Below are 23,007 nucleotides of genomic sequence, written 5' to 3' on the forward strand. Positions count from 1 at the left end.
ATGACGGCCGAACAGGACCGCGCGGACGGGAGCACGGAGCGGACCGCGGGCGCGCTGCGCCGCACCGACGAGGCCCTCACCCGGCGCGGCTTCACCACCCGGCGGCTGCGCCTGCGGGCGGCGGCCGTGATCGTGGCGATCACGGCCGCCGCCTCGGGGGTGCTGCTGTACGAACTGACGAACGCGCTGGGGCCGGACACGGTCTGCGGTGGCGCCGCGACGGCGGACGAGGTGCACACCGCGTTGGGGCCCGGGCGGATCAGCGAGGAGAAGAGCGGCGGCTGGTCGCCCGGCGCCTACGACCGGACCGCTGCCTGCCGGGTGACGGTCTCGTACGGGCTGTTCGGCCCGACCGGCCGGTCCGCGGCGCTCGCCCTCGCGCTCCCCCAGGACGAGGTCACGCCGCCGACAGCACCGGAGGCCCGGCTGTTCGCCGGTGGCTCCACCGGCGCCGTGCTGGATTCCCGTGCCTGGGCGCTGCTCCCGGACGGCTGTCCCAAGGCCATGCGGGCCGAGGTCCGGCTGCTCGGGTCGGACGACACGGTCGGCGGCCGCGCCGCTGGGATGGCGGCGCTGGCCGTGGCGTTCGCCAACACCGCCGCCGAGAGCAAGGGGTGCGGTGGCGGGCTCCCCGCCCCGTCCGGCCTGTCCGCCGCGGCGACCCCGCAACCGGCCGACCTCGGCAACGTCTGCGGCCTGCCCGGCATGGCGCCGGCCCGGGACCCACAGGCCGGCGAGGGGTACCGGCAGACGGTGACCGCCGGGTTCGCCCCGGTCTGGTCCTGTGCGATCTCCTCCCCGAGCGGCCTGAACACTCAGGCCTCCTTCACGATCACCACCGACCCCCGGGTCAGCGCGCTGGACCCGCAGGACGCGCGTACGGAGGCCTACGGGCGCGCCCGGTGGATCGGGTCCTCGGGCGAGAACGTGGTCGCCACGTGCCAGGGCAAGTCCACCTACTTCCACCTGGACCGGAAGTACAGCCCCGGGGTGGCCGGCAGCGGGCTCTTCCCCGACACCGCCGACCTCTGGCGGCAGTTCCTCGTCGCCGGCGGCAAGGCGGTCGGCTGCGAGCCGATCATCCCGTAGCCCGTCCGCGGCCGGCCGGCCCGGGTCTCCGGGGAGGACACCCGGGCCGGCCGGCTCCCCCTGGCGGGGGAGGCGGATCGTGTGGTGGGAGGAGGCGCCGGCGCTCCCGCCCGCGGGAGGGTGGGGGGCATGACCACAACGATCTCCGCCGGCGGGGTCGCCGTGGCCGGGCAGGCGGTGCCGGACCCCCCGGGCACCGGGACCGCTGACGTAGAGTCGGCCGGGTGATCACGGGGGTGGGCGCGGGCGGCACCGCGCGGCGGATCGGCGGTGCGCTGCTGGGCCGGCGGGCCCGGCTGCGCTGGGTGCACCTGGTGCTCGGCGGCGCCCTGCTGATGCCGTACTGGATGCTCTCGACCGTCCTGCTCGGGGCGCTCGACCCGGCGCACGGCTCCGTGGTCCAGGTCCTCCTCTACTTCGCCGCGCTCGCCCTCTCGCTGCCGATGGCCGCCGTCACCGCCCTGGTGCCGACGGTCCGGTCGCTGGAGGGGGCGGCGGCACGGGCGCTCTGCGCGCCGGAGCGGGCCGAGGAGGTCTCCGCCGGGCCGGCCAGGTCCTGGGCCGCCAGGCGCCGGAGCGCCACCTGGTACGTGCTGCACGTGCTGTTCGGCGGGATCGTCAGCGGGATGACGCTGGCCGGGACGCCGTTCGCGGTGGTGCTGGTGATCACTCCGCTCGGCGGGCCGGCGGTGGACGACGTGGTGCGCTTCTGGCAGGACCGCGGGTTCCCGGCCTGGCTGCCCGGACCGGTGCTCGGCCTCGCGCTCCTGCTGCTGATCCTCGCCACCAGCGCCGGCTGCGGCGCCCTGCTGGCCCGGTGGGCGCCGGTGCTGCTCGGCCCGACCCCGGAGGAGCGGCTGGCCGCCGCCGAACGGCGGGCCGCCGTCCTCGCCCAGCGCAACCGGCTCGCCCGCGAGCTGCACGACTCGGTCGGCCACGCGCTCGGCGCGGTCGGCATCCAGGCCTCGGCGGCGGCCCGGGTGCTGCGGACCGACCCGGACTTCGCCGCCGAGGCACTGCGGGCGATCGCCGATACCGCGCGGGCGGCCGTCGCCGAGCTGGACGCGGTGCTCGGGCTGCTCCGCGAGGAGGACCGGGCGGACGCGGAGTCCGCCGGACCGACCCTGGCGGGGCTGGACGACCTGCTGCGCCAGCTCGCCCGCACCGGCGTCGAGGTCGGCGCCGAGCTGGCCCCCGGGCTGCACCGGCTGCCGGCCGCCGTCTCCCGCGAGGCCTACCGGATCGTCCAGGAGGGTCTGACCAATGTGCTGCGGCACGCCGGGCCGGCGCCCGCCGGGCTCCGGGTCGGCCTGGCGGCGGGCCGGCTGGAGATCGAACTGACCAGTCCGCTGGGCGAGGCCCGGCCCAGCCGCCCCGGCGGCGGCCGGGGGCTGCGCGGGATCGGCGAGCGGACGGCGGTGCTGCGCGGCGGCTGCGCCGCCGGTCCGACGGACGACGGGACGACCTGGCGGCTGACCGCCTGGCTACCGCTGGAGGGAGCACGATGAACGACCCGACCGGAACCGTCCGGGTGGTGATCGCGGACGACGAACGGCTGGTGCGGACCGGCCTTCGGGTGGTGATCGACGCGGAGCCGGACCTCACCGTGGTCGGCGAGGCGGCCGACGGCGCCGCGGTCGTCCCGCTGGTGCGCGAGCTGCGTCCGGACGTGGTGCTGATGGACGTCCGGATGCCCGGCATCGACGGCATCCGGGCCACCGAGCAGCTGGTCGGCGGGATGGCCGAGCCGCCCCGGATCCTGGTGGTCACCACCTTCGAGCACGACGACCACGTGTACGACGCGCTGCGGGCCGGCGCCGCCGGGTTCCTGCTGAAGCGGGCCAGCGCGGAGGAGATGGTGCAGGCGGTGCGGCTGGTCGCGCGCGGGGACTCGCTGCTCTACCCGGCCGCCGTGCGCGAACTCGCGCTGCGCCAGCGGCCGGCGGGGCGGTCGGCGGCCGCGTCGGGGTACGGGCCGATCGGGCGGCTCACCGAGCGGGAGGGGCAGGTCCTGCGGCTGATGGCCGCCGGGCTCAGCAACGGCGAGATCGCCGGGCGGCTGGTGCTCAGCCCGGAGACGGTCAAGACGCACGTCGGCAGCGTGCTGGCCAAGCTCGGCGCCCGCGACCGCACCCAGGCGGTGATCGCCGCGTACGAGTCGGGCTTCGTCCTGCCGGGGTGACGGCGGGACGAGGGAGCGGCCGGGTGGCGGCGGGGGAGGGAGCGGCCGGGGGCCGGGGGGCCTGCCACCTGCGGTGACGTTTCTTCCGTCCCGGCCCTACCAGCGAGTAGAGTGCGTCGATCCCCCCTCTTCCACCCGATACCTCCCGTATCGCCTGAAACGAACTGGTGACCGCATGTCAGTCCGGACCAGCCCCGCGCTCTGGTGGCGCATGGGCATCGTGCTCTCGGCGGGCCTCGGCCTGACCCTCCAGACCGCCCCGCTGGTCTACTTCACCATCCAGAGCAATGTGATCGTGCTCGGCTACTTCATCGGCGCGGTCTACTGGATGGTCAAGCGCGGCACGGTGGACGCGCCCGCCCCCCGGCTGCGCGGGGCGGCCACGCTCTACATCCTGATCACCGGGCTGGTCTCGCACATCCTGCTGGAGCACGGCGCCAACCCGCTGCCCGGACTCTTCGACGGGCCGGACAAGCTGCAGCACTGGTCGTCCTTCTTCCTGCACTACGTGACGCCGGTGATGGTGATCATCGACTGGCTGACGCTGAAGCCGCGCAACGCCTCCGCCTGGCGCGACATCCCGCTCTGGCTGGCCTTCCCGCTCGGCTACGCGGCGATCGTGCTCGCCCGCAACGGGCTGTTCTCCAACTACCCGCTGCCGTACCCGTACTTCTTCTTCGACCCGACGAGCAAGGGCTACGGCTACGTCTGGGGCCAGATCGCGCTGCTGACCGTCGAGTTCGTCGTCCTCGCGGCCACGGTGGTCGGCCTGGACCGGCTCGGCACGCTGGTCGCCCGCAAGCTGCGGCCCGCGACCGAGCCCACCGGGGCCTGAACCGGCCCACCAGAGCCTGAACCGGGGCCTGGAGCGGCGCCGGCGCCGACCGCCCGGGCCGACCCCGCCATCGGGGCCCGACCCGCTGGGCCGGGCCCCGGCGCCGGCCGGCTACCGCGGGCCCACCGGCCGCAGTTCGCCGTCCAGCTCCAGCCAGCGGGTGATCCCGAGGCCGCGCAGGAACGGCAGGTCGTGGCTGGCGACGATCAGCGCCCCCTGGTAGGACGCGAGCGCCTGGGTCAGCTGGCGGACACTGGCCAGGTCGAGGTTGTTGGTCGGCTCGTCGAGCAGCAGCAGCTGCGGCGGCGGATCGGCCAGCAACAGCGCGGCCAGCGTGGCCCGGAACCGCTCGCCGCCGGAGAGGGTGGCGGCGAGCTGGTCGGCCCGGCCGCCGCGGAACAGGAAGCGGGCCAGCCTGGCCCGGATCGCGTTGTCCCCCGCGGCCGGGGCGAACTGCTTGACGTTCGCCACGACGCTCAGCCCGTCGTCCAGCACGTCCAGCCGCTGCGGCAGGTGGCGCAGCGGCACCGGGGTGGTGATCTCCCCCTCCAGCGGGGCGAGTTCGCCCGCGATGGTGCGCAGCAGGGTGGACTTGCCGGCGCCGTTGCGGCCGATCAGGGCGATCCGCTCGGGTCCGCGCAGGTCGAGGTCGGCGGTGGTGCCGTACGGCAGCCGGACCTTCTGCAGGGTGAGCACCGTGCGCCCGGCCGGCACGGCGGTGCGGGGCAGGTCGATCCGGATCTCGGCGTCGTCGCGGACCGCCTCCTCGGCGGCGGTGAGCCGCTGTCTGGCCTCCTCCAGTCGCTCGGTGTGCATGCCCTGGAGCCGCCCGGCGGTCTCCTGGCCCTGGCGCTTCAGCTTGCCCGCGAAGATGTGCGGGTCGTTGCGGGTGACCGAGCGCTTCCTGCCGTAACTGGCGCTGCGGTCCAGCTTGGAACGGGCGTCGACCAAGTCCCGCTTCTGGCGCTGGACATCGGCCTCGGCGTTGCGCAGCAGCCGCTCCGCCGTCTCCTGCTGCGCGGCGACCGTCCGCTCGTAGTCGGCGAAGTTGCCGCCGTACCAGGTGACCTGGCCGTCCCTGAGGTCGGCGATCTGGTCCACGTGCTGGAGCAGCTCGCGGTCGTGGCTGACGATCACCATCACCCCGCTCCAGCCGGCCACCGTCTCGTAGAGCCGCTCGCGGGCGGACCGGTCGAGGTTGTTGGTCGGCTCGTCGAGCAGCAGGACGTCCGGCCGGCGCACCAGCAGGGCGGCCAGCCGCAGCAGCACCGCCTCGCCGCCGGAGAGTTCGCCGGTGGTGCGGTCGAGGCCGAGCCGGTCCAGACCGAGCCGGTCGAGGGTGGCGCGGGCGCGCTCCTCGACGTCCCAGTCGTCGCCGACGGCGTCGAAGTGGCGCTGGTCGGTGTCGCCGGACTCGATGGCGTGCAGCGCCTCCCGGGTGGCCCGGATGCCGAGCGCCTCGTCGACCCTCAGCCCGGTGTCGAGGGTGAGGCCCTGCGGCAGGTAGCCGAGCTCGCCGCCGACCCTGACGGCGCCGGCGGTGGGGGTGAGTTCGCCCGCGACGAGGCGCAGCAGAGTGGACTTCCCCGCGCCGTTGAGGCCGATCAGGCCCGTCCGGCCGGGGCCGACGGCGAGGTGGAAGCCGTCGAGCACGGTCGTGCCGTCGGGCCACTCGAAGCCGAGGTCGGTGCAGAGGACAGCGGTACTGGGTGATGCCATGGGGAGGCCTCCCGGGTGGTTGCAGACGGTCTGGGGAGCAACACGGGAGACACCGCAGGCGGCGCGTGGAGGGGCCCGGAGCGTGGCGGGGCCGGGCGGGGCAGCGAGGACCGTCGAAGATCGGACGGAGGGATGCCGGGCCGGCTCACCACTGAGGTCGCGCACTCGCACACGCACACACCGCGGGCAGCAGGGCTGCGGGGCGGCGGGGGGCGGTGTCTCGGGACCTCAGTAGAGCAACGGCCTTCTCCTGTTCTGGCGGGTGGCACGAACCACGGTACGGAGGCTCCCGGGGCCCGGCAAGCGATTAATTCCGTGCGGATCAGGTGCCGATCCCGTGACAGCTCCGCCCCGGTCCGACCCTCGGGCGGGGGCACCGCCGCCCGCATGGCAGACTCCTCACCTGCCATGCCTGCGGCTCGGGCGGCATGGCACGCATCCACAGGGGGAACTGAACTCATGTCACCGATATCCCGGACCACGCGCGCTGCGCTGGGCGCCTCCGTCGTCACGCTGACGATGGTGGTCGCGACCGCGTGCGGTCCGGACAACAGCGACGCCACCGGGGCCCAGACCGCGGCGCCGACCGCCGCCGCGACCACCGGGGCCGGCACCGGCACACCGGGCGCCGCCCCGGTCAAGCTGCCCACCCTCGACGAGCTGAAGAAGTGGAAGTTCGAGGACTGGGACAAGTGGGCCCAGCAGAACGTGATCACCCCGGCCGTGCAGGGCTTCTGGGACCTCCAGAAGATCCTCAAGGCCAAGCCGTACAAGCCCGGCCCGGCCAAGGAGCCCAGCGGCCAGCCGACCGCGGCGCAGCCCACGGCCCAGCCCACCGGCCCGACGCCGAGCCAGCCGGGCTCCCAGCCGCCGGCGGACAACGGCAACGACCCGCTGCCGAAGGTCGTCCAGGAGAAGCCCGTCCCGCACCCGTACGCGAAGAACTTCCACGTGAACGGCAAGCTGTTCTTCCAGGACGGCGCGCAGGAGTACGTCTGCTCCGGCACCGTGATCTCCGACCCGGCCAACCCCGGCAAGAGCAACCTGGTGTGGACCGCCAGCCACTGCCTGCACGGTGGCAAGGGCGGCAAGTCGCACACCAACATCACCTTCGCCCCGGCCTTCAACAGCACCGGCGTGCTGAGCGGCGGGAAGCAGGCGCCGCTGGCGCAGGCCGAGCCGTACGGCGAGTGGGGCGCGGTGGCCGGCATCGTCTCCCCGACCTGGGCGGACGAGGCCGACCCGGAGTACGGCGGCCCGTGGAGCCAGTACGACTTCGGCATCATCCGGGTGGCCAACCCGGACGGCAGCAAGAAGTCGCTGGAGGAGGTCGTCGGCGGCTCCGTGCCGGTCTGGTTCAACGCCCCGCGCGACCAGATCTCCGCCGTGAGCAGCTACGGCTTCCCGGCCGGCAAGCCCTTCGACGGCATGGAGCTGGAGCACTGCGACAGCGGCAAGCCGGTCCGCCACACGATCGACCCGAGCCGCCCGGCGATGCTGACCATCGGCTGCAACGGCACCGGCGGCGACAGCGGCGGCGGCTGGTTCGCGACCAAGGACGGCAAGCAGGTGCTGGTCTCGGACACCTCCATCGGGGGCAACGACAACACCTGGGAGGCCGGCCCCTACCTGGACGACGTCGCCCAGCACGCGCTGGAGTACATCTCCAAGAAGACGAAGTGACCTGAGTCACCTCCGGCAGCACGTCCGGCCCCGGGGCCCGCGGCCTTTCCCGCCGCGGGCCCCGGCGCGCTCCCCCGCTCTCCTAGAATCGGAGACATCATGAGCGCCACACTCGTAGTCAAGGACCTCGTCGCCGGCCACGGCGACCGCACCCTCTTCTCCGGCCTGGACCTGGTCGTCGCCCCCGGTGACGTGATCGGGCTGGTCGGCGTGAACGGCGCCGGCAAGTCGACGCTGCTGCGGCTGCTGGCCGGGCTGGACACCCCCGAGGGCGGCTCGCTGCGGCTCAGCCCGGCGGGCGCGAACATCGGCCACCTGCCGCAGGAGCCGGAGCGGCGCGAGGGCGAGTCGGTCCGGGACTTCCTGGCCCGCCGCACCGGCGTGGCGGCCGCCCAGGCGGCCCTGGACCTGGCCACCGAGGGCCTGGTCGAGAGCCGCCCCGGCGCCGACGACGACTACGCGGCCAGCCTGGACCGCTGGCTGGACCTCGGCGGCGCCGATCTGGAGGAGCGGGCCGAGGAGGTCGCCGGCTCGCTCGGGCTGACGGTCTCGCTGGACCTGCCGATGACCGCGCTCTCCGGCGGCCAGGCCGCCCGGGCCGGCCTCGCCTCGCTGCTGCTCTCCCGCTACGACGTCTTCCTGCTCGACGAGCCCACCAACGACCTCGACCTGGACGGCCTGGAGCGCCTGGAGTCCTTCGTCAAGGGCCTGCGCGCGGGCACCGTGGTGATCAGCCACGACCGCGAGTTCCTGGCCCGGACGGTCACCCGGGTGCTGGAGCTGGACCTCGCCCAGCAGCAGGTCAACGTGTACGGGGGCGGCTACGAGGCGTACCTGGAGGAGCGCGCGGTGGCCCGCCGGCACGCCCGCGAGGAGTACGACGAGTACGCCGACACCAAGGCCGGCCTGGAGGCCCGGGCGCGGATGCAGCGCGGCTGGATGGAGCACGGGGTGCGCAACGCGCGCCGCAAGGCCGGCGACAACGACAAGATGGGCCGCGCGATGCGGACCGAGTCGACCGAGAAGCAGGCCTCCAAGGCCCGGCAGACCCAGCGGATGATCGAGCGGCTCGACGTGGTCGAGGAGCCCCGCAAGGAGTGGGAGCTGCGGATGGAGATCGCCACCGCGCCGCGCTCCGGCGCCGTGGTCGCCACCCTGCGGGGGGCCACCGTCCGGCGCGGCGACTTCGCCCTGGGACCGGTGGACCTGCAGATCGACTGGGCCGACCGGGTCGCGATCACCGGCGCCAACGGCGCGGGCAAGTCCACCCTGCTGGCCGCGCTGCTCGGCCGGCTCGAACTCGACGGCGGCGACGCCGCGCTGGGCTCGGGCGTGGTCGTCGGCGAGGTGGACCAGGCCCGCGGCCTGTTCCTGGGCGGGGAGCCGCTCTCGGACGCGTTCGCCGCCGCCGTACCGGAGTTGAGCCCGGAGGAGGTGCGCACCCTGCTGGCCAAGTTCGGCCTGAAGGCGGCGCACGTGCTGCGGCCGGCCGACACCCTCTCCCCCGGCGAGCGCACCCGGGCGGCCCTGGCGCTGCTCCAGGCCCGCGGCGTCAACCTGCTGGTGCTGGACGAGCCCACCAACCACCTGGACCTGGTCGCCATCGAGCAGTTGGAGTCCGCGCTGGCCTCGTACACCGGCACGCTGCTGCTGGTCACCCACGACCGGCGGATGCTGGACACGGTGCAGGTCAACCGGCGGATCGAGGTCCGCGGCGGGCGCGTCCACGAGAGCTGAGTGGTCTGGTCCATTCGTACGATCGGGCGGTCCGGGACTCTTCCCGGACCGCCCGTCATGTGCTGTGCTGTCGGCCATGGTTGACAGTGCAGTGGCAGGGACGCCCGCCTACCCGACCGTCCCGCTGATCCCGATGACGGTGCCCGCCCACGAGGCAGAGGCACGCAGCAGGTCCTTCCACGACGTGATGGCGCGGCGCCGGACCGTCCGCGACTACGCGACCCGCCCGATCCCGGACGGCGTCGTCGAATGGGCGATCCGCACCGCGAACACCGCGCCCAGCGGCGCGCACGTCCAGCCCTGGCGGTTCGTGGTGATCACCGATCCGGAGCGCAAGCGGCGGCTGCGCGAGGCCGCCGAGGCCGAGGAGCGCGAGTTCTACGCGCACCGGGCCTCCGAGGAGTGGCTGGCCGCGCTGGCCCCGATCGGCACCGACTGGCGGAAGCCGTTCCTGGAGGACGCGCCCGCCGTGATCGTCGTCTTCGAGGTGCACAAGGGCCCGCGGTCGCCGCGCCCCTACTACACCAAGGAGTCCGTCGGCATCGCCGTCGGGCTACTGCTCGCCACCCTGCACCAGGCGGGCCTGGCCACGCTCACCCACACCCCGAGCCCGATGAAGTTCCTCAACGAGGTGTGCGAACGCCCGGCCGAGGAGCGGGCCGCCTACGTCATCCCGGTGGGCTATCCGGCAGAGGGGGCGCGCGTCCCCGACCTGCGGCGCAAGGAGCTCGACGACGTGCTGACACGCCTCTGACGCGCCCGGGGGCGGCGCCGGCTCCCCCGCGGTTCGGCGGTGGCCGGCGCTCCGGGGCCCGCCCATAATCGCTGTCATGACTCACGTCACGCCACCACCCTGCGAGGACGTACCCGGCCCTGCCGCCGCCCCCGCCACCGGATCCGGCACCGGACGGCGCCGACCGGCCCCGGGCGAAATCTCCACCGGCCGGCCGCCGGAACTGCTGCGGCTGGCCGGCGGGATCTCCCTGCGCCGCCGCTCGGCCGCGTACGCGCGCGCGCTGAACGCCGCCGTCCGGACCGATCTGGAGCATCTGCGGCCCTGGCTGGAGTGGGCCGCCGCGGCCCCCACGCTGGCGCAGACCACCGAGCTGACCGCGGCCGGCGCGGCCGCCTGGGACGCGGGCACCGACTTCATCTACCTGGTCGGCCTGGACGCCGAACCCGGCAGCGTCATCGGCTCGTTCGGCCTGCACGGCCGGATCGGGCCGGGGGCGCTGGAGATCGGCTACTGGGTGGGCTCGAAGCACGGCGGCCGGGGCATCGCCACCGCCGCCGCCGGGGCGCTGAGCGCCGCCGCGCTCGCGCTGCCCGGCGTCCGGCGGGTGGAGATCCACTGCGACCAGGCCAACACCGCCAGTGCGGCCGTGCCGCGCAAGCTCGGCTTCCGGCTGGCCCGGATCGCCGACGCGGCGGTCCGGGCGCCCGGTGAGACGGGCCGGCAGCTGGTCTGGGTCAAGGAGCGCTGAGCGCGGGGCCGGCCGGCCCGGCCCCGCCCCCTGTGCCGCCGGCCCGGAAGACCGGCCCGGAAGACCGGCCAGGAAGCCCGGCCCCGGAAGACCGGCCCGTCACCCGGTCAGTAGCGCCCGCCGGTCGGCGCCGGCAGCGCGTCCAGCTCGGCGAGGTCGGCCGCCGAGAGCACCAGGTCGGCCGCCCCCGCGTTGTCCACCAGGTAGCGCGGCGTCTTGGTGCCCGGGATCGGGAGGACGTACCGGCCCTGCGCCAGCACCCAGGCCAGCGCGACCTGCGCGGGCGTCGCGCCGACCCGGTCGGCGACCTCCTTCACCTTCGCCACCAGGGCCAGGTTGGCCGCCAGCGCGTCCTGCTGGAAGCGCGGCAGCGAGCGGCGGAAGTCGTCCGCCGGCAGCTCGTCCAGGGAGGAGATGCTGCCGGTCAGGAAGCCCCGGCCGAGCGGCGAGAACGGCAGGAAGGCGATGCCCTCGGCCTCGGTGTACGGCAGCACCTCGGCCAGCGCGTCCCTGGTCCACAGCGACAGCTCGGACTGCACGGACGCCACCGGATGCACCGCCTGGGCCCGCTTGATCTCCTCGACGGTGACCTCGGAGAGCCCGATCCGGAGCGCCTTGCCGGCCGCGACGGCCTCGGCGAGCGCGCCCCAGGTCTCCTCGATCGGCACCTCCGGGTCGACCCGGTGCAGCTGGTAGAGGTCGACGTGGTCGGTGCCCAGACGGCGCAGGCTCTCGTCGATCGCGCGCCGCACGTGCTCGGGCCGACCGTCGTTGTCCACCCGCCGGTCGCCGGTGCCCGGCACCAGGCCGACCTTGGTGGCCAGCACCGCGCGCTCCCGGTACGGACCGGCCAGGGCGGCGCCGACCACCTCCTCGTTGCTGTACGGGCCGTAGATGTCGGCGGTGTCGATCAGCGTGACGCCGAGGTCCAGCGCCTCGCGGATCACCCGGGCCGAGGTGTCGTCGTCACGGTTGCGCAGGTCGTAGGCCCAGGTCATGCCCATGCAGCCGAGACCGACCACTCCGACCTCGGGACCCTGCTGACCAAGCGTGGTGGTACGCATCTTCCGGTGCTCCTTCGTGTCGTGGATCAACGGCACCAGCCTCTCCCTTGGAGTGCGCTCAAGGTCAAGCCCGCGCGCCCCGCACGAAGTCCCGCCAGCCGCCGGACAGCACCAGAGCGGCGAGGACGCGGTAACCGCCGGCGCCCGGGTGCGCGCCGTCGCCCGCCGCCGCCTCGGCCGCCCAGACCCGGTCCGCGGCGAGCGCGGCCGTCACGTCGACGAACGGCACGCCGCGCTCGGCGCAGAGCCCGGCGATCCGCCCGGCGAGGTCCAGCAGCGGCTCCAGGTGGTCCCGGCCCCAGCACATCACCGGCGGCGGCCCGACCACGAGCACGCCGAGGCCGCGCTCGCGGGCGCCGTCCAGGATCGCGGTCAGGTTGGCCAGGCAGCGGGCCGGCGCCACCCGGGGTCCGCCGTCCTGCGGCGTGGCGTCGTTGCTGCCGACCGAGACCACCAGCCGGTTGTCCGCGCCCGGCAGGGTCCGTGCGTCGAGCTCCGCCCAGATCCGGCGCAGCACGTCCGAGGAGGTGTTGCGCCGGACGCCCAGGTTGAAGGCGGTGAGCTCGGCGGGCGCCGCCCGGCCGGTCTCCTGGAGCACCCGGCCGACCCAGCCGCGGTACTCCGGGTCACCGACGCCCTGGGTGAAGGAGTCCCCGATGAAGCAGATGCGCAAGTCCTTGATCATCCGGTCACGGTAGGACGCGGCCGACCACGCCGGGCACCTTTCCACAGGGTGGACGCCGCCACCCCCGGCCCCGGCCGCGCGCCAGGACGGGGAGCGTACGAAGCGCAGCCGGGGCGCGCGGATGGATCGTGTGCAACGGCCGGACCGGACCAAAGCGCCTCCCCCGGACCGCCGCAGCGCGGCGCCCCGCCCGCCCGGCCCCGGGGGCGGACGGCCCGGGGCCGGTCCGCGGCGGCCGACCGCCCGCCAAACCGGCGCGCGAGAGCTCCCGGGTGCCGCCCCGCACCACGAGGCGCCCGCGCCCAGGCCTGGCCCCGCGCGGCCGGCGGCTCCGACGATGAGCGCTGCCGGACCCGTTCCGGGCTCCGGCGCCACGTCCGTCCAGGAGGTCGCCATGTCGTTCCCGCGCACCCGTACCGCCGCCGTCACCCTCGCGCTGCTCGTCGGCGGCGTCACCGCCTCGGCGGTTCCCGCCCGGGCCGCCGGCACCGCCGACCGCGCGGCGGCCCAGAGCCGGGCCCTCAGCCGCTTCGACGACGGCAGCTTCGAGACGCCGAAGGTGGCGGCGAACTCCTTCCTCGGCCTCTCGGCCGGACAGTCCATCGGCCCGTGGCGCGTCACCGGCGGCAGCGTGGACCTGATCGGCGCCGGCTTCTGGCAGGCCGCCGAGGGCGACCAGTCCGTCGACCTGAACGGCTCCTCCCAGGGCACCGTGGCCCAGACCTTCGCCACCACGCCGGGCGCCACCTACTCGGTGACGTACGCGCTGGCGGGGAACCCCGAGGGCGGACCGGCCGTCAAGACCGGCCGGGCCCTCGTCGACGGCCAGGACTTCCAGGACTTCTCCTTCGACACCACCGGCAAGTCGCGGGCCGCCATGGGGTACGTGGGCCGCCAGTTCACCTTCGTGGCCACCAGCGCCTCCACCACACTGGCCTTCGCCAGCACCACCGGCAGCGGCGCCTACGGCCCGGTGGTGGACGACGTCCAGGTCCGGGAGTGCCGGGCCTGCCCCACCTGCTGACCGCGCGGCCCGCCCGGGCGTCCACGGCCGCGCCCCGGGAGCGGGCGCTGCCTTAAACCGTTCCTAAAACCTTCCCGGCAACCGCCTCTGATGTGCCGAAGGTGCTTGACGTGCACAGCTGGTCTAGTCCAGTTTGAAGCTGCACCGCGCACCTCCCCGCACCGGACCACGCCCCCACCGCACCCGCCGCCCGCCCGCGCTCCCCCTCGCGTGGCGGGCGGCGGGCGCACCGTCCCGAGAGGCACCCCCATGCCACGCGCGCCCCACGACACCCACGCGCCCGACGCCCCCGCCCGGCACCGCCGCCCCGCCGTCCGGGTCAAGCTGCTCGGTCTCGCCGCCGCCACCGTGCTGGCCGGCGGCGGGCTCGCCTCGCTCGCCGGGAGCGCCGGCGCGGCCGACGGCAACCTACTCGGCAACGCCGGGTTCGAGAGCGGCTCGGCGAGCCCCTGGAGCTGTTCGGCCACCACCGGCAGCGTCGTCGGCACCGGCGCGCACAGCGGCTCGTACGCGCTGCGGGGCGGCGTGAGCAGCAGCGACACCGCGCAGTGCGGCCAGAGCGTCGCCGTTCGTCCCAACACCACGTACACGCTGAGCGCCTGGGTCCAGGGCCAGTACGTCTACCTCGGCGCGACCGGCAGCGGGGTCACCGACCCGGCCGTCTGGACCCCCGGCGGCCCCGCCTGGCAGCAGCTCTCCACCACCTTCACCACCGGCCCGGCCGCCAGCAGCGTGACGGTCTACCTGCACGGCTGGTACGGGCAGGGCGGCTACCTCGCCGACGACGTCACGCTCACCGGTCCGGGCGGCAACCCGACCACCCCGCCGCCGACTTCGGCCACGCCGACGCCGACCCCCACGCCCACCGGCACCGGAACGCCCACCACCCCGCCGCCGGCCACCGCCGTCCCGGTGGCCCCGTACATCGACATGGGCGCCTGGCCGACCCCGTCGATGCCCGCGATGGCCCAGGCCGGCAATCTGAAGTCCTTCACCATGGGCTTCGTGACCGGCGTCGGCTGCAAGGCCAGCTGGTTCAACGCCTACGACCCGCGCACCGGCTGGGCCAAGGACCAGGTGGACGCGCTGCGCGCGGCCGGCGGCGACGTGAAGGTGTCCTTCGGCGGTGCCAGCGGCACCGAACTCGCCGCCGCCTGCACCTCGGTGGACTCGCTGTTCGCCGAGTACGACGCCGTGGTCAAGGCCTACGGCCTGCGCTACGTCGACTTCGACATCGAGGGCGCCGCGATCGCCGACACCGTCGCCAACGACCGCCGCTCCGCCGCGCTGGCCAAGCTGCAGAAGGCCAACCCCGGCCTGAAGGTGTCGTTCACCCTGCCGGTGCTGCCCGAGGGGCTCACCGCCGAGGGTATCGCCATCGTCCGCTCGGCCCGGGACGCGGGCGTGGCCGTCGACCTGGTGAACGCGATGGCGATGGACTACTACCGCACCGGCGCCGACTACGGCGACGCGGCCGTCCAGGCGGCCCAGGGCCTCTACGGCCAGCTCAAGTCGCTCTACCCGGCGAAGAGCGACGCCCAGCTCTGGGCCGCGGTCGGCATCACCCCGATGCTCGGGGAGAACGACGACCACCAGGTCTACAACCAGGCGGACGCCCGGCAGCTGGTCGCCTTCGCCCAGCAGCACCACCTCGGCGAGCTGGCCTTCTGGGACGCCACCCGGGACGCCAACGCCTGCACCGGAGCGCTCTACAAGTGCACCAACATCGCCCAGCAGCCGTACGAGTTCGCGAAGATCTTCGCCCAGTACGCGGGCTGAGCGGGGCGGTCACCGTCGGCGGTCACCGGCCCCGCGGGGCCGGTGACCGCCGACGGCGGCTCAGGGCGCCGCCACCGCCGCGTTCGAGCGGTCCGCCACGAGCCGCACCGCGAAGCCGGCCAGCGCCGTGCCCATCAGGTACCGGTGGACCCGCTGCCAGGTCGGGCGGCGCGCGAAGAAGGCCGACACCGAGCCCGCCATCAGCACGAAGACCGCGTTGCCGGCCACGCCGACCGCGATCTGCGTCAGGCCCAGCAGCAGGCTCTGCACCGCGACGTGGCCGCGGTCCGGATCGACGAACTGCGGCAGCAGCGAGACGTACAGGATCGCGATCTTCGGGTTCAGCAGGCAGGTCAGCAGGCCCATGCCGAACAGCCGGGCGGGCCGGTCGGCCGCCAGTTCCTTCGGCGCGAACGCCGAAGTGCCACCCGGCCGGACGGCCTTCCAGGCCAGCCAGAGCAGGTAGCCCGCGCCCGCCAGCTTGAGCGCCAGATAGACCTCCGGCACCAGCGCGAACACCGCCGCGATCCCGGCCGTCGCCGCGACCAGGTAGACCAGGAAGCCGACGAAGACGCCCGCCAGCGAGGTCAGCCCGGCCCGGCGGCCCTGGGCGACCGAGCGGGACACCAGGTAGATCATATTCGGGCCGGGGGACAGGACCATCCCCAGTTCCACCATCGCGATGCCGGCTATCGCGCCGAGACTCACCATCGTGCCGCTCTCCCCGTTCCCTTCGTGGCCGCAGTGCGGACACCGCGGGCCGGCGGCCGGCCCGCCGCGAGGCCGCGACGCGCAACCGCCTCGATCCCGCCGCGCACCGCGCCGCGGGCTCGCAGCACATCCGCCGCGATCAAGGTCTCATCCTACGAATAATGCGATCTCACTTGTCGGGCGCAGCCGCTACAGTCCTCACCACCGCCCGGGGGCGGCACCGCGGCGGGCACGCCGGTCCGCGTCCGGCCTCCCCGGCGGGCCCTGGTCCTGGTCCGGTCCTGTCCGGTCCTGGTCCGGTCCTCGTCCTGGTCCGGTGGCACGACGGCAGGCGCACCGCCCGCTCGCCTCCGGCCGCGACCACCGGGGCGCCGCAGCGCGGACATCCCAGCACGGGGCATCCCAGCACAGGACACCGCAGCACAGGGCACCGCAGCACAGGACAGCGCAGCACAGGACAGCGCAGCACACGGCATCGCAGCACAGCGCACGAGGGGGAGGACATGACGGTCCGGAGCGACGAGCGGACAGCGGCCGACGAGATAGGCCCGGAGGAGCTGGCAGCCTTCGGCCGCACCCTCGGACGCCTGCGCGCCCTCCCCGCCGACCACTCGGTCCGCCGGCACGCCGAGCGCCAACTGGAGTCCTTCGTCCGGGAGAGCCGCAAGCGCCGTCGCCAGGACGCCCGGGACGAGGACCGCCTGGCCGATGCCGGCCTGCTCGCCGCCACCGCCACCGGCGCGCCGGACCGCCGCGAGGACGCGCCGCTGACCGCCGCCGCCCCGGCCGCCCCGCTCGGCGAGCTCCGGCTCGGCCGCCGCTGCTACGTCTGCAAGCAGCACTACCGCCGGGTGGACGCCTTCTACCACATGCTCTGCCCCGGCTGCGCCGTCGACAACACCGCCCGTCGCGGCCTCAGCACCGACCTGCGCGGGCGCCGGGCACTGCTCACCGGCGGCCGGGTGAAGATCGGCTTCCAGCTCGCCCTGATGATGCTGCGCGACGGCGCCGAACTGATCGTCACCAGCCGCTTCCCGCACGACACCGTACGGCGCTTCCACGCCGCCGCCGGCAGCGCCGAGTGGCGCGACCGCCTCACCGTGGTCGGCATCGACCTGCGCGACCCGCGCCAGGTACTCGGCCTCACCGAGCAACTCCGCGCCGACGGCCGCCCGCTGGACATCCTGGTCAACAACGCCGCGCAGACCCTGCGCCGCCCGCCCGGGTCCTACGCCCTGCTGGCCGCCGGTGAGCGGGCCGCACTGCCCGCCGCGCCCACCGCGGTCGTCCACGCCCCGGGGTTCCGGCCGATGCCCGCCCTCGCCCCGGCCTGGCCCGCCGCCGAACTCGACACCGCCGCCGACCGGTCGGCCCTCGCCCTGCCGTCCGAGTGGGCCGACGAGGCGGGCCTGCTGCCCGACCCCGCGCCGGTCAACTCCTGGTCCGCCCGGCTCGGCGCGCTGGACCCGGCGGAGCTCCTGGAGACCCAGCTGGTCAACGCGCTCGCGCCCGCGCTGCTCTGCGACCGCCTGCTGCCGCTGCTGCTGGCCGCGCCGCACGCCCGCCGCTACATCGTCAACGTCACCGCGGTGGAGGGCCGGTTCGCCGTCCGCAACAAGACCGCCGGTCACCCGCACACCAACATGGCCAAGGCCGCCCTCAACATGCTCACCCGCACCAGCGCCGAGGAACTCGCCGCTCAGGGCGTCCACATGTGCGCGGTCGACACCGGCTGGATCACCGACGAGAACCCGGCCCCCAAGAAGGCCCGGCTGGCCGCCGACGGGTTCCGCACCCCGCTCGACATCGTCGACGGCGCCGCGCGCGTCTACGACCCGATCGTCCGCGGCGAGGCCGGGGCGCCGGTGTCGGGCGTCTTCCTCAAGGACTACCGCGAGGCGGCCTGGTGACTCCCGGGGGCCGGCCGGCCACCGGGCCGGACCTCACCCGTGCGCGGCGCGGGCCGGCCGGACCTCGCCCGCCCGCACGACAACTCGCCGGCCGCTGACGGGCGGAGGTGCAACCGCGCGCCGTCGCGGGGCTGGGCAGGGCGGGCCGATCTCTCCACAATGGACATGCCATTGTCGTGATCCGGCCACCACACCCGACGGGGGTACCAGACCGTGCCCGTGACCTCGCACGCGCCGATCAGCCGGCGCACCTTCACCCGAACCGCCCTGCTGGGCGCCCTCACCGCCGCCGGCCTCGGGGCGGCCACGCCCCGGGCCGGCGCGCTCGCCGTCCCGGCGGGAGCCGACTGGCTGGGCGCCGTCGACGGCGGAGCCCCGCTCTCCCGGCTCACCCTCCCCGGCACGCACGACAGCTGCGCGCTGTACGGCGGCCCGCTGACACAGACCCAGACGCTCGCCCTGCCCGACCAGTTCGCGGCCGGCGTGCGCTTCCTGGACATCCGCTGCCGCGCGATCGACGGCGTGCTCGCGATCCACCACGGCCCGGTCTTCCAGCAGATCTTCTTCGGCGACGTCCTCAACCACTGCCTGGCCTTCCTCGCCGCCCACCCGGGCGAGACCCTGGCCATGCGGGTCAAACAGGAGTACTCCACGGTCTCCGACAGCGAGTTCGGCGCACTCTTCGCCGGCTACCAGGCGCGCTGGCCGGGCCTGTTCTGGAGCGAGGACCGGATCCCCCGGCTCGGCGAGGTGCGCGGGCGGGTGGTCCTGCTGGCCGACAACTCCGGCCTGCCCGGCCTCCGTTGGGGCGGGCCCCGGACGGACATCGAGGACGACTACGACATCGGCACCATCTTCGAGCTCAACTCCCGCAAGTGGCCCGAGGTCTCCGCCCACCTGGACGCCGCCCGCGCCGCCGCCGACCCGGGCCGCCTGTTCCTCACCTTCACCTCCAGCTCCGGCTGGGGCCTCTGGCCGCGCCAGGCCGCGGACGCGATCACGCCGAAGCTCCGCTCCTACCTGGGCGCCCTCGACCGCCCCGCCCGCCCGGTGCTCGGCACCGTCCCGCTGGACTTCGTGACCCCGGACCTCGCGCGCTCGCTGTACGCGCTCAACTTCGGCGGCTGACCGGGCGGGGCGCGCCCGACCGCCCGGGCGCGCCCCGCTCGCCCGGGCATCCGCGCGCCCTCAACTCCCGCATATCGCACGACAATCATCTATCTCGCTCGATCGAGCGAACTATCTTCCTTATCCACATTTTTGCCTTTCCATGGGGGAACATCAGCACGTCCGCGCCCGAACGATCCCCCGGTCGGGCGGCACCAACTCCGGCCATTGGGATAAGCCCGTGACTACCTCCGCCCCCGTGTGGGACTGCCCCTTCAACCACACCGAAGGCCTGGAGTTCGACCCCCTCCTCAAGCGACTGCTCACCGAGGACCCGGTCGCCAGGATCCGGCTGCCGCACGGCGAGGGCGAGGCCTGGCTGGCCACCCGCTACGAGGACGTCCGCGTCGTCACCACCGACCGCCGGTTCAGCCGCGCCGCCGGCATCGGCCGCGACCTCCCCCGGATGACGCCCGCCCCGATCGCCCAGGTCGAGGCGATCAACCTGATGGACCCGCCGGCCCACAACCGGCTGCGCCGGCTGGTCGCCAAGGGGTTCACCAACCGGCAGGTCGAGCAGTTGCGGCCGAAGACCCAGCGCACGGTCGACGGCTTCCTGGACGAGATGGCGGAGCACGGCTCCCCCGCCGACTTCGTCCACCACCTCGCCTCCCGGCTCCCCATGGTCACCATCTGCGAGCTGCTCGACATCCCCGAGGAGAACCGCGCCGAGCTGCGCGGCCACGCCGTCGCGATGATGTCGATGGGCCCCGGCAGCGGCGACGGCCAGGTCCGGGCCAAGGCCGCGCTGCGCGCCTACTTCTCCGAGCTGACCGCCGCCCGCCGCCGCTCCCCCGGCGAGGACCTGATCAGCGCCCTGGCCACCGCCCGGGACGAAGAGGAGCTGCTGGACGACCAGGAGCTCGCCGTGATGGCCATGGTCCTGCTGGTCACCGGCCACGACACCAGCACCTACCAGCTGAGCAACATCACCTACACCCTGCTCACCCACCCCGAGCAGCTCGGCAAGCTCCGCGCCCAGCCGGAGCTGCTGCCGCGCGCCATCGAGGAGCTGCTCCGCTTCATCCCGTTCCGCCAGGGCGTCGGCATCGCCCGGGTCGCCACCGAGGACGTCGAACTCGGCGGCGTGCGGATCAGGGCCGGCGAGGCCGTCCATGTCTCCTACCTGGCCGCCAACCGCGATCCGGAGATGTTCGAGCGGCCCGACGAGCTGGACCTCGACCGCGGCTCGGCCAACCACATGGCCTTCGGCTACGGGACGCACCACTGCGCGGGCGCCCACCTCGCCCGGATGGAGCTCCAGGTGGCCATCGGCACCCTGCTGCGCCGCTTCCCCGACCTGCGGCTCGCCGTGCCGGCCGCCGAGCTGGACTGGCGGACGGGCTCGATCTGGCGCTATCCGCGGACCCTGCCGGTCGCCTGGTGACCAGCTCCCCGCCGCGCCGGCCCGGCGCCCCTCCGACGCACCCGTAGGCCCTCCAGGGGAGATCCGTACCCATGGCAACACTCTGCCGACCCGCCATCGCCGTCCCCGAACACGTCATCACCCTGGAGCAGACCCTCGACCTGGCCCGCGGCCTGCACGCCGACCATCCACAGCTCGGCCTCGCCCTGCGTCTGATCGAGAACACCGGCGTCCGGACCAGGCACCTGGTCCAGCCCATCGACGAGACCCTGCGCCACCCCGGCTTCACCGGCCGCAACGCGGTCTACGAGCGGGAGGCCAAGCGCAGGGTCCCCGAGGTGGTCGCACGCGCCCTGGCCAACGCCGAGCTGTCCGCCCGCGAGATCGACCTGATCATCTACGTGTCCTGCACCGGCTTCATGATGCCGTCACTGACCGCCTGGCTGATCAACACCATGGGCTTCCGCTCCGACACCCGCCAGGTGCCGATCGCCCAGCTCGGCTGCGCGGCCGGCGGCGCCGCCGTTAACCGGGCGCACGACTTCTGCCGCGCCTACCCCGGCGCCAACGTGCTCATCGTGGCCTGCGAGTTCTGCTCGCTCTGCTACCAGCCGACCGACCTCGGCGTCGGGTCGCTGCTCTCCAACGGCCTGTTCGGGGACGCCGTCGCCGCCGCCGTGATGCGCGGCCGAGGCGGCACCGGCGTGCACATCGAGCGCAACGGCTCGCACCTCGTCCCGCACACCGAGGACTGGATCTCCTACGGCGTCAGGGACACCGGCTTCCACTTCCAGCTCGACAAACGCGTCCCCGGCACCATGGAGATGCTCGCGCCCGCCCTGCGCACGCTGGCCACCGAACACAGCTGGGACATCTCGGGCCTGGGCTTCTACATCGTGCACGCCGGCGGCCCGCGGATCCTCGACGACCTCTGCCACTACCTCGACCTGGAGCCCGCGGCCTTCCGCTTCAGCCGCGCCACCCTCACCGAGCGCGGGAACATCGCCAGCGCGGTCGTCTTCGACGCCCTCGCCCGGCTCTTCGAGGAGGGCGGGGTCGCGGACGGCACCCACGGCCTGATCGCGGGCTTCGGACCGGGCATCACCGCGGAGATCTCGCTCGGCAGTTGGGCCGGCGTCCCGATCGAGGCGACCATCCCGCGCCGCCCCCGGGCGATCGACGTGGCCGACCTCGCACTCGTCCAGGCGACCACCCCCCTGCTGCGTCCGGCCGGGACTACGATCACCGAATGACCGACACCACGGACCGATCCGACGTCTCTGCCAGAGCGGCCGAACTGGCCGCGCGCTTCCCCGCGTTGCACGCACCGCAGTACTGGCCCTGGGGCCGGTACGACGCGCAGTTCTCCCTCGCGCTGCCACCGGACGAACTCATCACCAACATCCACCTGGTGGGCTTCTCCGCCGGGCTGGTGGTGCTCTGCCGGGACGACCGCGACCACTGGTTCCTGCCGGGCGGGACGCGGGAGAGCGGCGAGTCGATCGAGTCCTGCCTGGTCCGCGAGCTGCGTGAGGAGGCCGGCGCGCGCCTGCTCGGCGAGCCGTCCTGGCTGGGGGCCCACCGCTGCGTGACGGACAGCGCGGAGCCGTACCGGCCGTGGCAGCCGCACCCCGAGAAGGCCTGGCTCTGGGGCTGGGCGGAGGTGTCGGTGGACTCCACCCCGACCAACCCGGACGACGGCGAGCAGGTGGTCGAGGTCCGTGCGGTGGAGCCGGCCGAGGCGCAGCGGCTGCTGGTCGGCAGCCACGAGCCGTGGTGGGGCGAGCTGGTCGGCCTGGCCGTGGAGCTGCGCGGGCGGACGTCCGCCGGCTAGCGAAGCGGGGCGGCGGCCGGGGCGAGCCGGGGCCGGGGCGCGGGCCGGGGGCACGGGCGCGGCCGGGGCCCGGGCCGGGCCGGGCCCACACCCGGTGGCACCGAAGATCACTGGGATGGCCGATCACAGCGGCACCATGCCCTTCATGCGGTGATATGACTCGTTTGACCTGGGTCGTCACCGACGGGAGCGTCATGGACAACTACCCGCTGCTCAACATCTTCTGGACGATGTTCGAGCTGTTCCTCTGGATCCTCTGGTTCTTCCTGCTGTTCAAGATCATCACGGACATCTTCCGCAGCCAGGACCTCAGCGGTTGGGGCCGGGCCGGCTGGCTGATCCTGGTGATCCTGCTGCCCCTGATCGGCGTCCTCGTCTACGTGATCGCCCGTGGCACGTCGATGAGCAAGCGGGACGTGGCCGAGGCCCGGCAGAACGAGGCCGCGTTCAAGGCGTACATCCGGGAGGCAGCCGCCGAGGCGCCCGGGAGCGGTCCGCCGGGCGCGGGTGCCCCGGGTGCCACGGGCTCGACGGGTTCCACCGCGAGCGCCGCCGCGGCCGGCGGGCGCAGCCACGTCGACGACCTCGCCAAGCTCGCCGACCTCAAGGCCGGCGGTGCGATCACCGAGGTCGAGTACCAGCGGGCCAAGGAGAAGCTCCTGGCCTGAGCGTTGACCGGCCTGAGCAGGGACCGGCCTGAGCCGGGACCGACCGGGGCGGCGGGCCGGTGGACTGCAC

At 74.4% G+C, this 23,007-nt stretch carries 20 protein-coding genes; 16 read left to right on the plus strand and 4 right to left on the minus strand.

The window, feature by feature from the left end:
• The 4 genes from OG618_RS10435 (at position 1) to OG618_RS10450 (ending at position 4,106) form a co-directional block, all read left to right on the plus strand.
• Positions 1-1,089, plus strand: coding sequence for a hypothetical protein (locus OG618_RS10435; protein ID WP_329487061.1), 1,089 nt, complete (start codon positions 1-3; stop codon positions 1,087-1,089).
• Between the two features lie 224 nt (positions 1,090-1,313).
• On the plus strand, positions 1,314-2,597 hold the full coding sequence (locus OG618_RS10440; RefSeq protein WP_329487062.1) for a sensor histidine kinase: 1,284 nt from the start codon (positions 1,314-1,316) through the stop codon (positions 2,595-2,597).
• Complete coding sequence (locus tag OG618_RS10445; protein ID WP_329487063.1) at positions 2,594-3,271, plus strand: response regulator transcription factor; 678 nt, start codon at positions 2,594-2,596, stop codon at positions 3,269-3,271. The genes OG618_RS10440 and OG618_RS10445 overlap by 4 nt, the downstream gene beginning before the upstream one ends.
• A gap of 175 nt (positions 3,272-3,446) precedes the next feature.
• Entirely contained in the window at positions 3,447-4,106 is a 660-nt protein-coding gene (locus tag OG618_RS10450; RefSeq protein ID WP_329487064.1) for a Pr6Pr family membrane protein, read from the plus strand.
• A gap of 111 nt (positions 4,107-4,217) precedes the next feature.
• Here OG618_RS10450 and OG618_RS10455 read toward each other — a convergent pair whose 3' ends face one another.
• On the minus strand, positions 4,218-5,825 hold the full coding sequence (locus tag OG618_RS10455; RefSeq protein ID WP_329487065.1) for an ABC-F family ATP-binding cassette domain-containing protein: 1,608 nt from the start codon (positions 5,823-5,825) through the stop codon (positions 4,218-4,220).
• Between the two features lie 459 nt (positions 5,826-6,284).
• Between OG618_RS10455 and OG618_RS10460 the strand changes: the two genes are divergently transcribed.
• From OG618_RS10460 to OG618_RS10475, 4 genes are all read left to right on the plus strand, one after another.
• The gene (locus tag OG618_RS10460; protein ID WP_329487066.1) at positions 6,285-7,508 is read left to right on the plus strand and encodes a trypsin-like serine peptidase; all 1,224 of its coding nucleotides are present in this window, start codon (positions 6,285-6,287) and stop codon (positions 7,506-7,508) included.
• Positions 7,509-7,607: 99 nt separating this feature from the next.
• Entirely contained in the window at positions 7,608-9,245 is a 1,638-nt protein-coding gene (locus OG618_RS10465; RefSeq protein ID WP_329487067.1) for an ABC-F family ATP-binding cassette domain-containing protein, read from the plus strand.
• A 76-nt stretch (positions 9,246-9,321) separates the two neighbouring features.
• Positions 9,322-9,999, plus strand: a complete 678-nt coding sequence (locus tag OG618_RS10470) for a nitroreductase family protein (RefSeq protein WP_329487068.1) — start codon at positions 9,322-9,324, stop codon at positions 9,997-9,999.
• 76 nt (positions 10,000-10,075) lie between these two features.
• The gene (locus OG618_RS10475) at positions 10,076-10,729 is read left to right on the plus strand and encodes a GNAT family N-acetyltransferase (RefSeq protein WP_329487069.1); all 654 of its coding nucleotides are present in this window, start codon (positions 10,076-10,078) and stop codon (positions 10,727-10,729) included.
• A 107-nt stretch (positions 10,730-10,836) separates the two neighbouring features.
• Here OG618_RS10475 and OG618_RS10480 read toward each other — a convergent pair whose 3' ends face one another.
• A complete protein-coding gene (locus tag OG618_RS10480; RefSeq protein ID WP_329487070.1) occupies positions 10,837-11,793 on the minus strand; it encodes an aldo/keto reductase in 957 nt (318 codons plus the stop codon).
• Between the two features lie 64 nt (positions 11,794-11,857).
• Positions 11,858-12,478, minus strand: a complete 621-nt coding sequence (locus tag OG618_RS10485; protein WP_329487071.1) for a GDSL-type esterase/lipase family protein — start codon at positions 12,476-12,478, stop codon at positions 11,858-11,860.
• 394 nt (positions 12,479-12,872) lie between these two features.
• On the opposite strand from OG618_RS10485, the gene OG618_RS10490 reads away from it, so the two are divergent.
• Positions 12,873-13,502 carry a choice-of-anchor C family protein gene (locus OG618_RS10490; protein WP_329487072.1) on the plus strand — a complete coding sequence of 210 codons (630 nt, stop codon included), beginning with the start codon at positions 12,873-12,875 and terminating at the stop codon, positions 13,500-13,502.
• Between the two features lie 249 nt (positions 13,503-13,751).
• Positions 13,752-15,281, plus strand: coding sequence for a carbohydrate binding domain-containing protein (locus OG618_RS10495; RefSeq protein WP_329487073.1), 1,530 nt, complete (start codon positions 13,752-13,754; stop codon positions 15,279-15,281).
• 60 nt (positions 15,282-15,341) lie between these two features.
• Here OG618_RS10495 and OG618_RS10500 read toward each other — a convergent pair whose 3' ends face one another.
• Positions 15,342-15,992, minus strand: a complete 651-nt coding sequence (locus OG618_RS10500) for a LysE family translocator (RefSeq protein ID WP_329487074.1) — start codon at positions 15,990-15,992, stop codon at positions 15,342-15,344.
• Positions 15,993-16,495: 503 nt separating this feature from the next.
• On the opposite strand from OG618_RS10500, the gene OG618_RS10505 reads away from it, so the two are divergent.
• From OG618_RS10505 to OG618_RS10530, 6 genes are all read left to right on the plus strand, one after another.
• Positions 16,496-17,902 (plus strand): SDR family NAD(P)-dependent oxidoreductase, encoded by a 1,407-nt coding sequence (locus OG618_RS10505; protein WP_329487076.1) that lies wholly within the window; start codon positions 16,496-16,498, stop codon positions 17,900-17,902.
• Positions 17,903-18,121: 219 nt separating this feature from the next.
• A complete protein-coding gene (locus tag OG618_RS10510) occupies positions 18,122-19,030 on the plus strand; it encodes a phosphatidylinositol-specific phospholipase C (RefSeq protein WP_329487077.1) in 909 nt (302 codons plus the stop codon).
• Positions 19,031-19,250: 220 nt separating this feature from the next.
• On the plus strand, positions 19,251-20,456 hold the full coding sequence (locus OG618_RS10515) for a cytochrome P450 (protein ID WP_329487078.1): 1,206 nt from the start codon (positions 19,251-19,253) through the stop codon (positions 20,454-20,456).
• 71 nt (positions 20,457-20,527) lie between these two features.
• Positions 20,528-21,688, plus strand: coding sequence for a type III polyketide synthase (locus OG618_RS10520; protein WP_329487079.1), 1,161 nt, complete (start codon positions 20,528-20,530; stop codon positions 21,686-21,688).
• Positions 21,685-22,269 carry an NUDIX hydrolase gene (locus tag OG618_RS10525; protein WP_329487080.1) on the plus strand — a complete coding sequence of 195 codons (585 nt, stop codon included), beginning with the start codon at positions 21,685-21,687 and terminating at the stop codon, positions 22,267-22,269. The genes OG618_RS10520 and OG618_RS10525 overlap by 4 nt, the downstream gene beginning before the upstream one ends.
• A 194-nt stretch (positions 22,270-22,463) precedes the next feature.
• Positions 22,464-22,937, plus strand: a complete 474-nt coding sequence (locus OG618_RS10530; protein ID WP_329492062.1) for an SHOCT domain-containing protein — start codon at positions 22,464-22,466, stop codon at positions 22,935-22,937.
• The last annotated feature ends 70 nt before the right edge of the window (positions 22,938-23,007 follow it).

The organism is Kitasatospora sp. NBC_01246, assembly GCF_036226505.1.
Taxonomy (GTDB): Bacteria; Actinomycetota; Actinomycetes; order Streptomycetales; family Streptomycetaceae; genus Kitasatospora.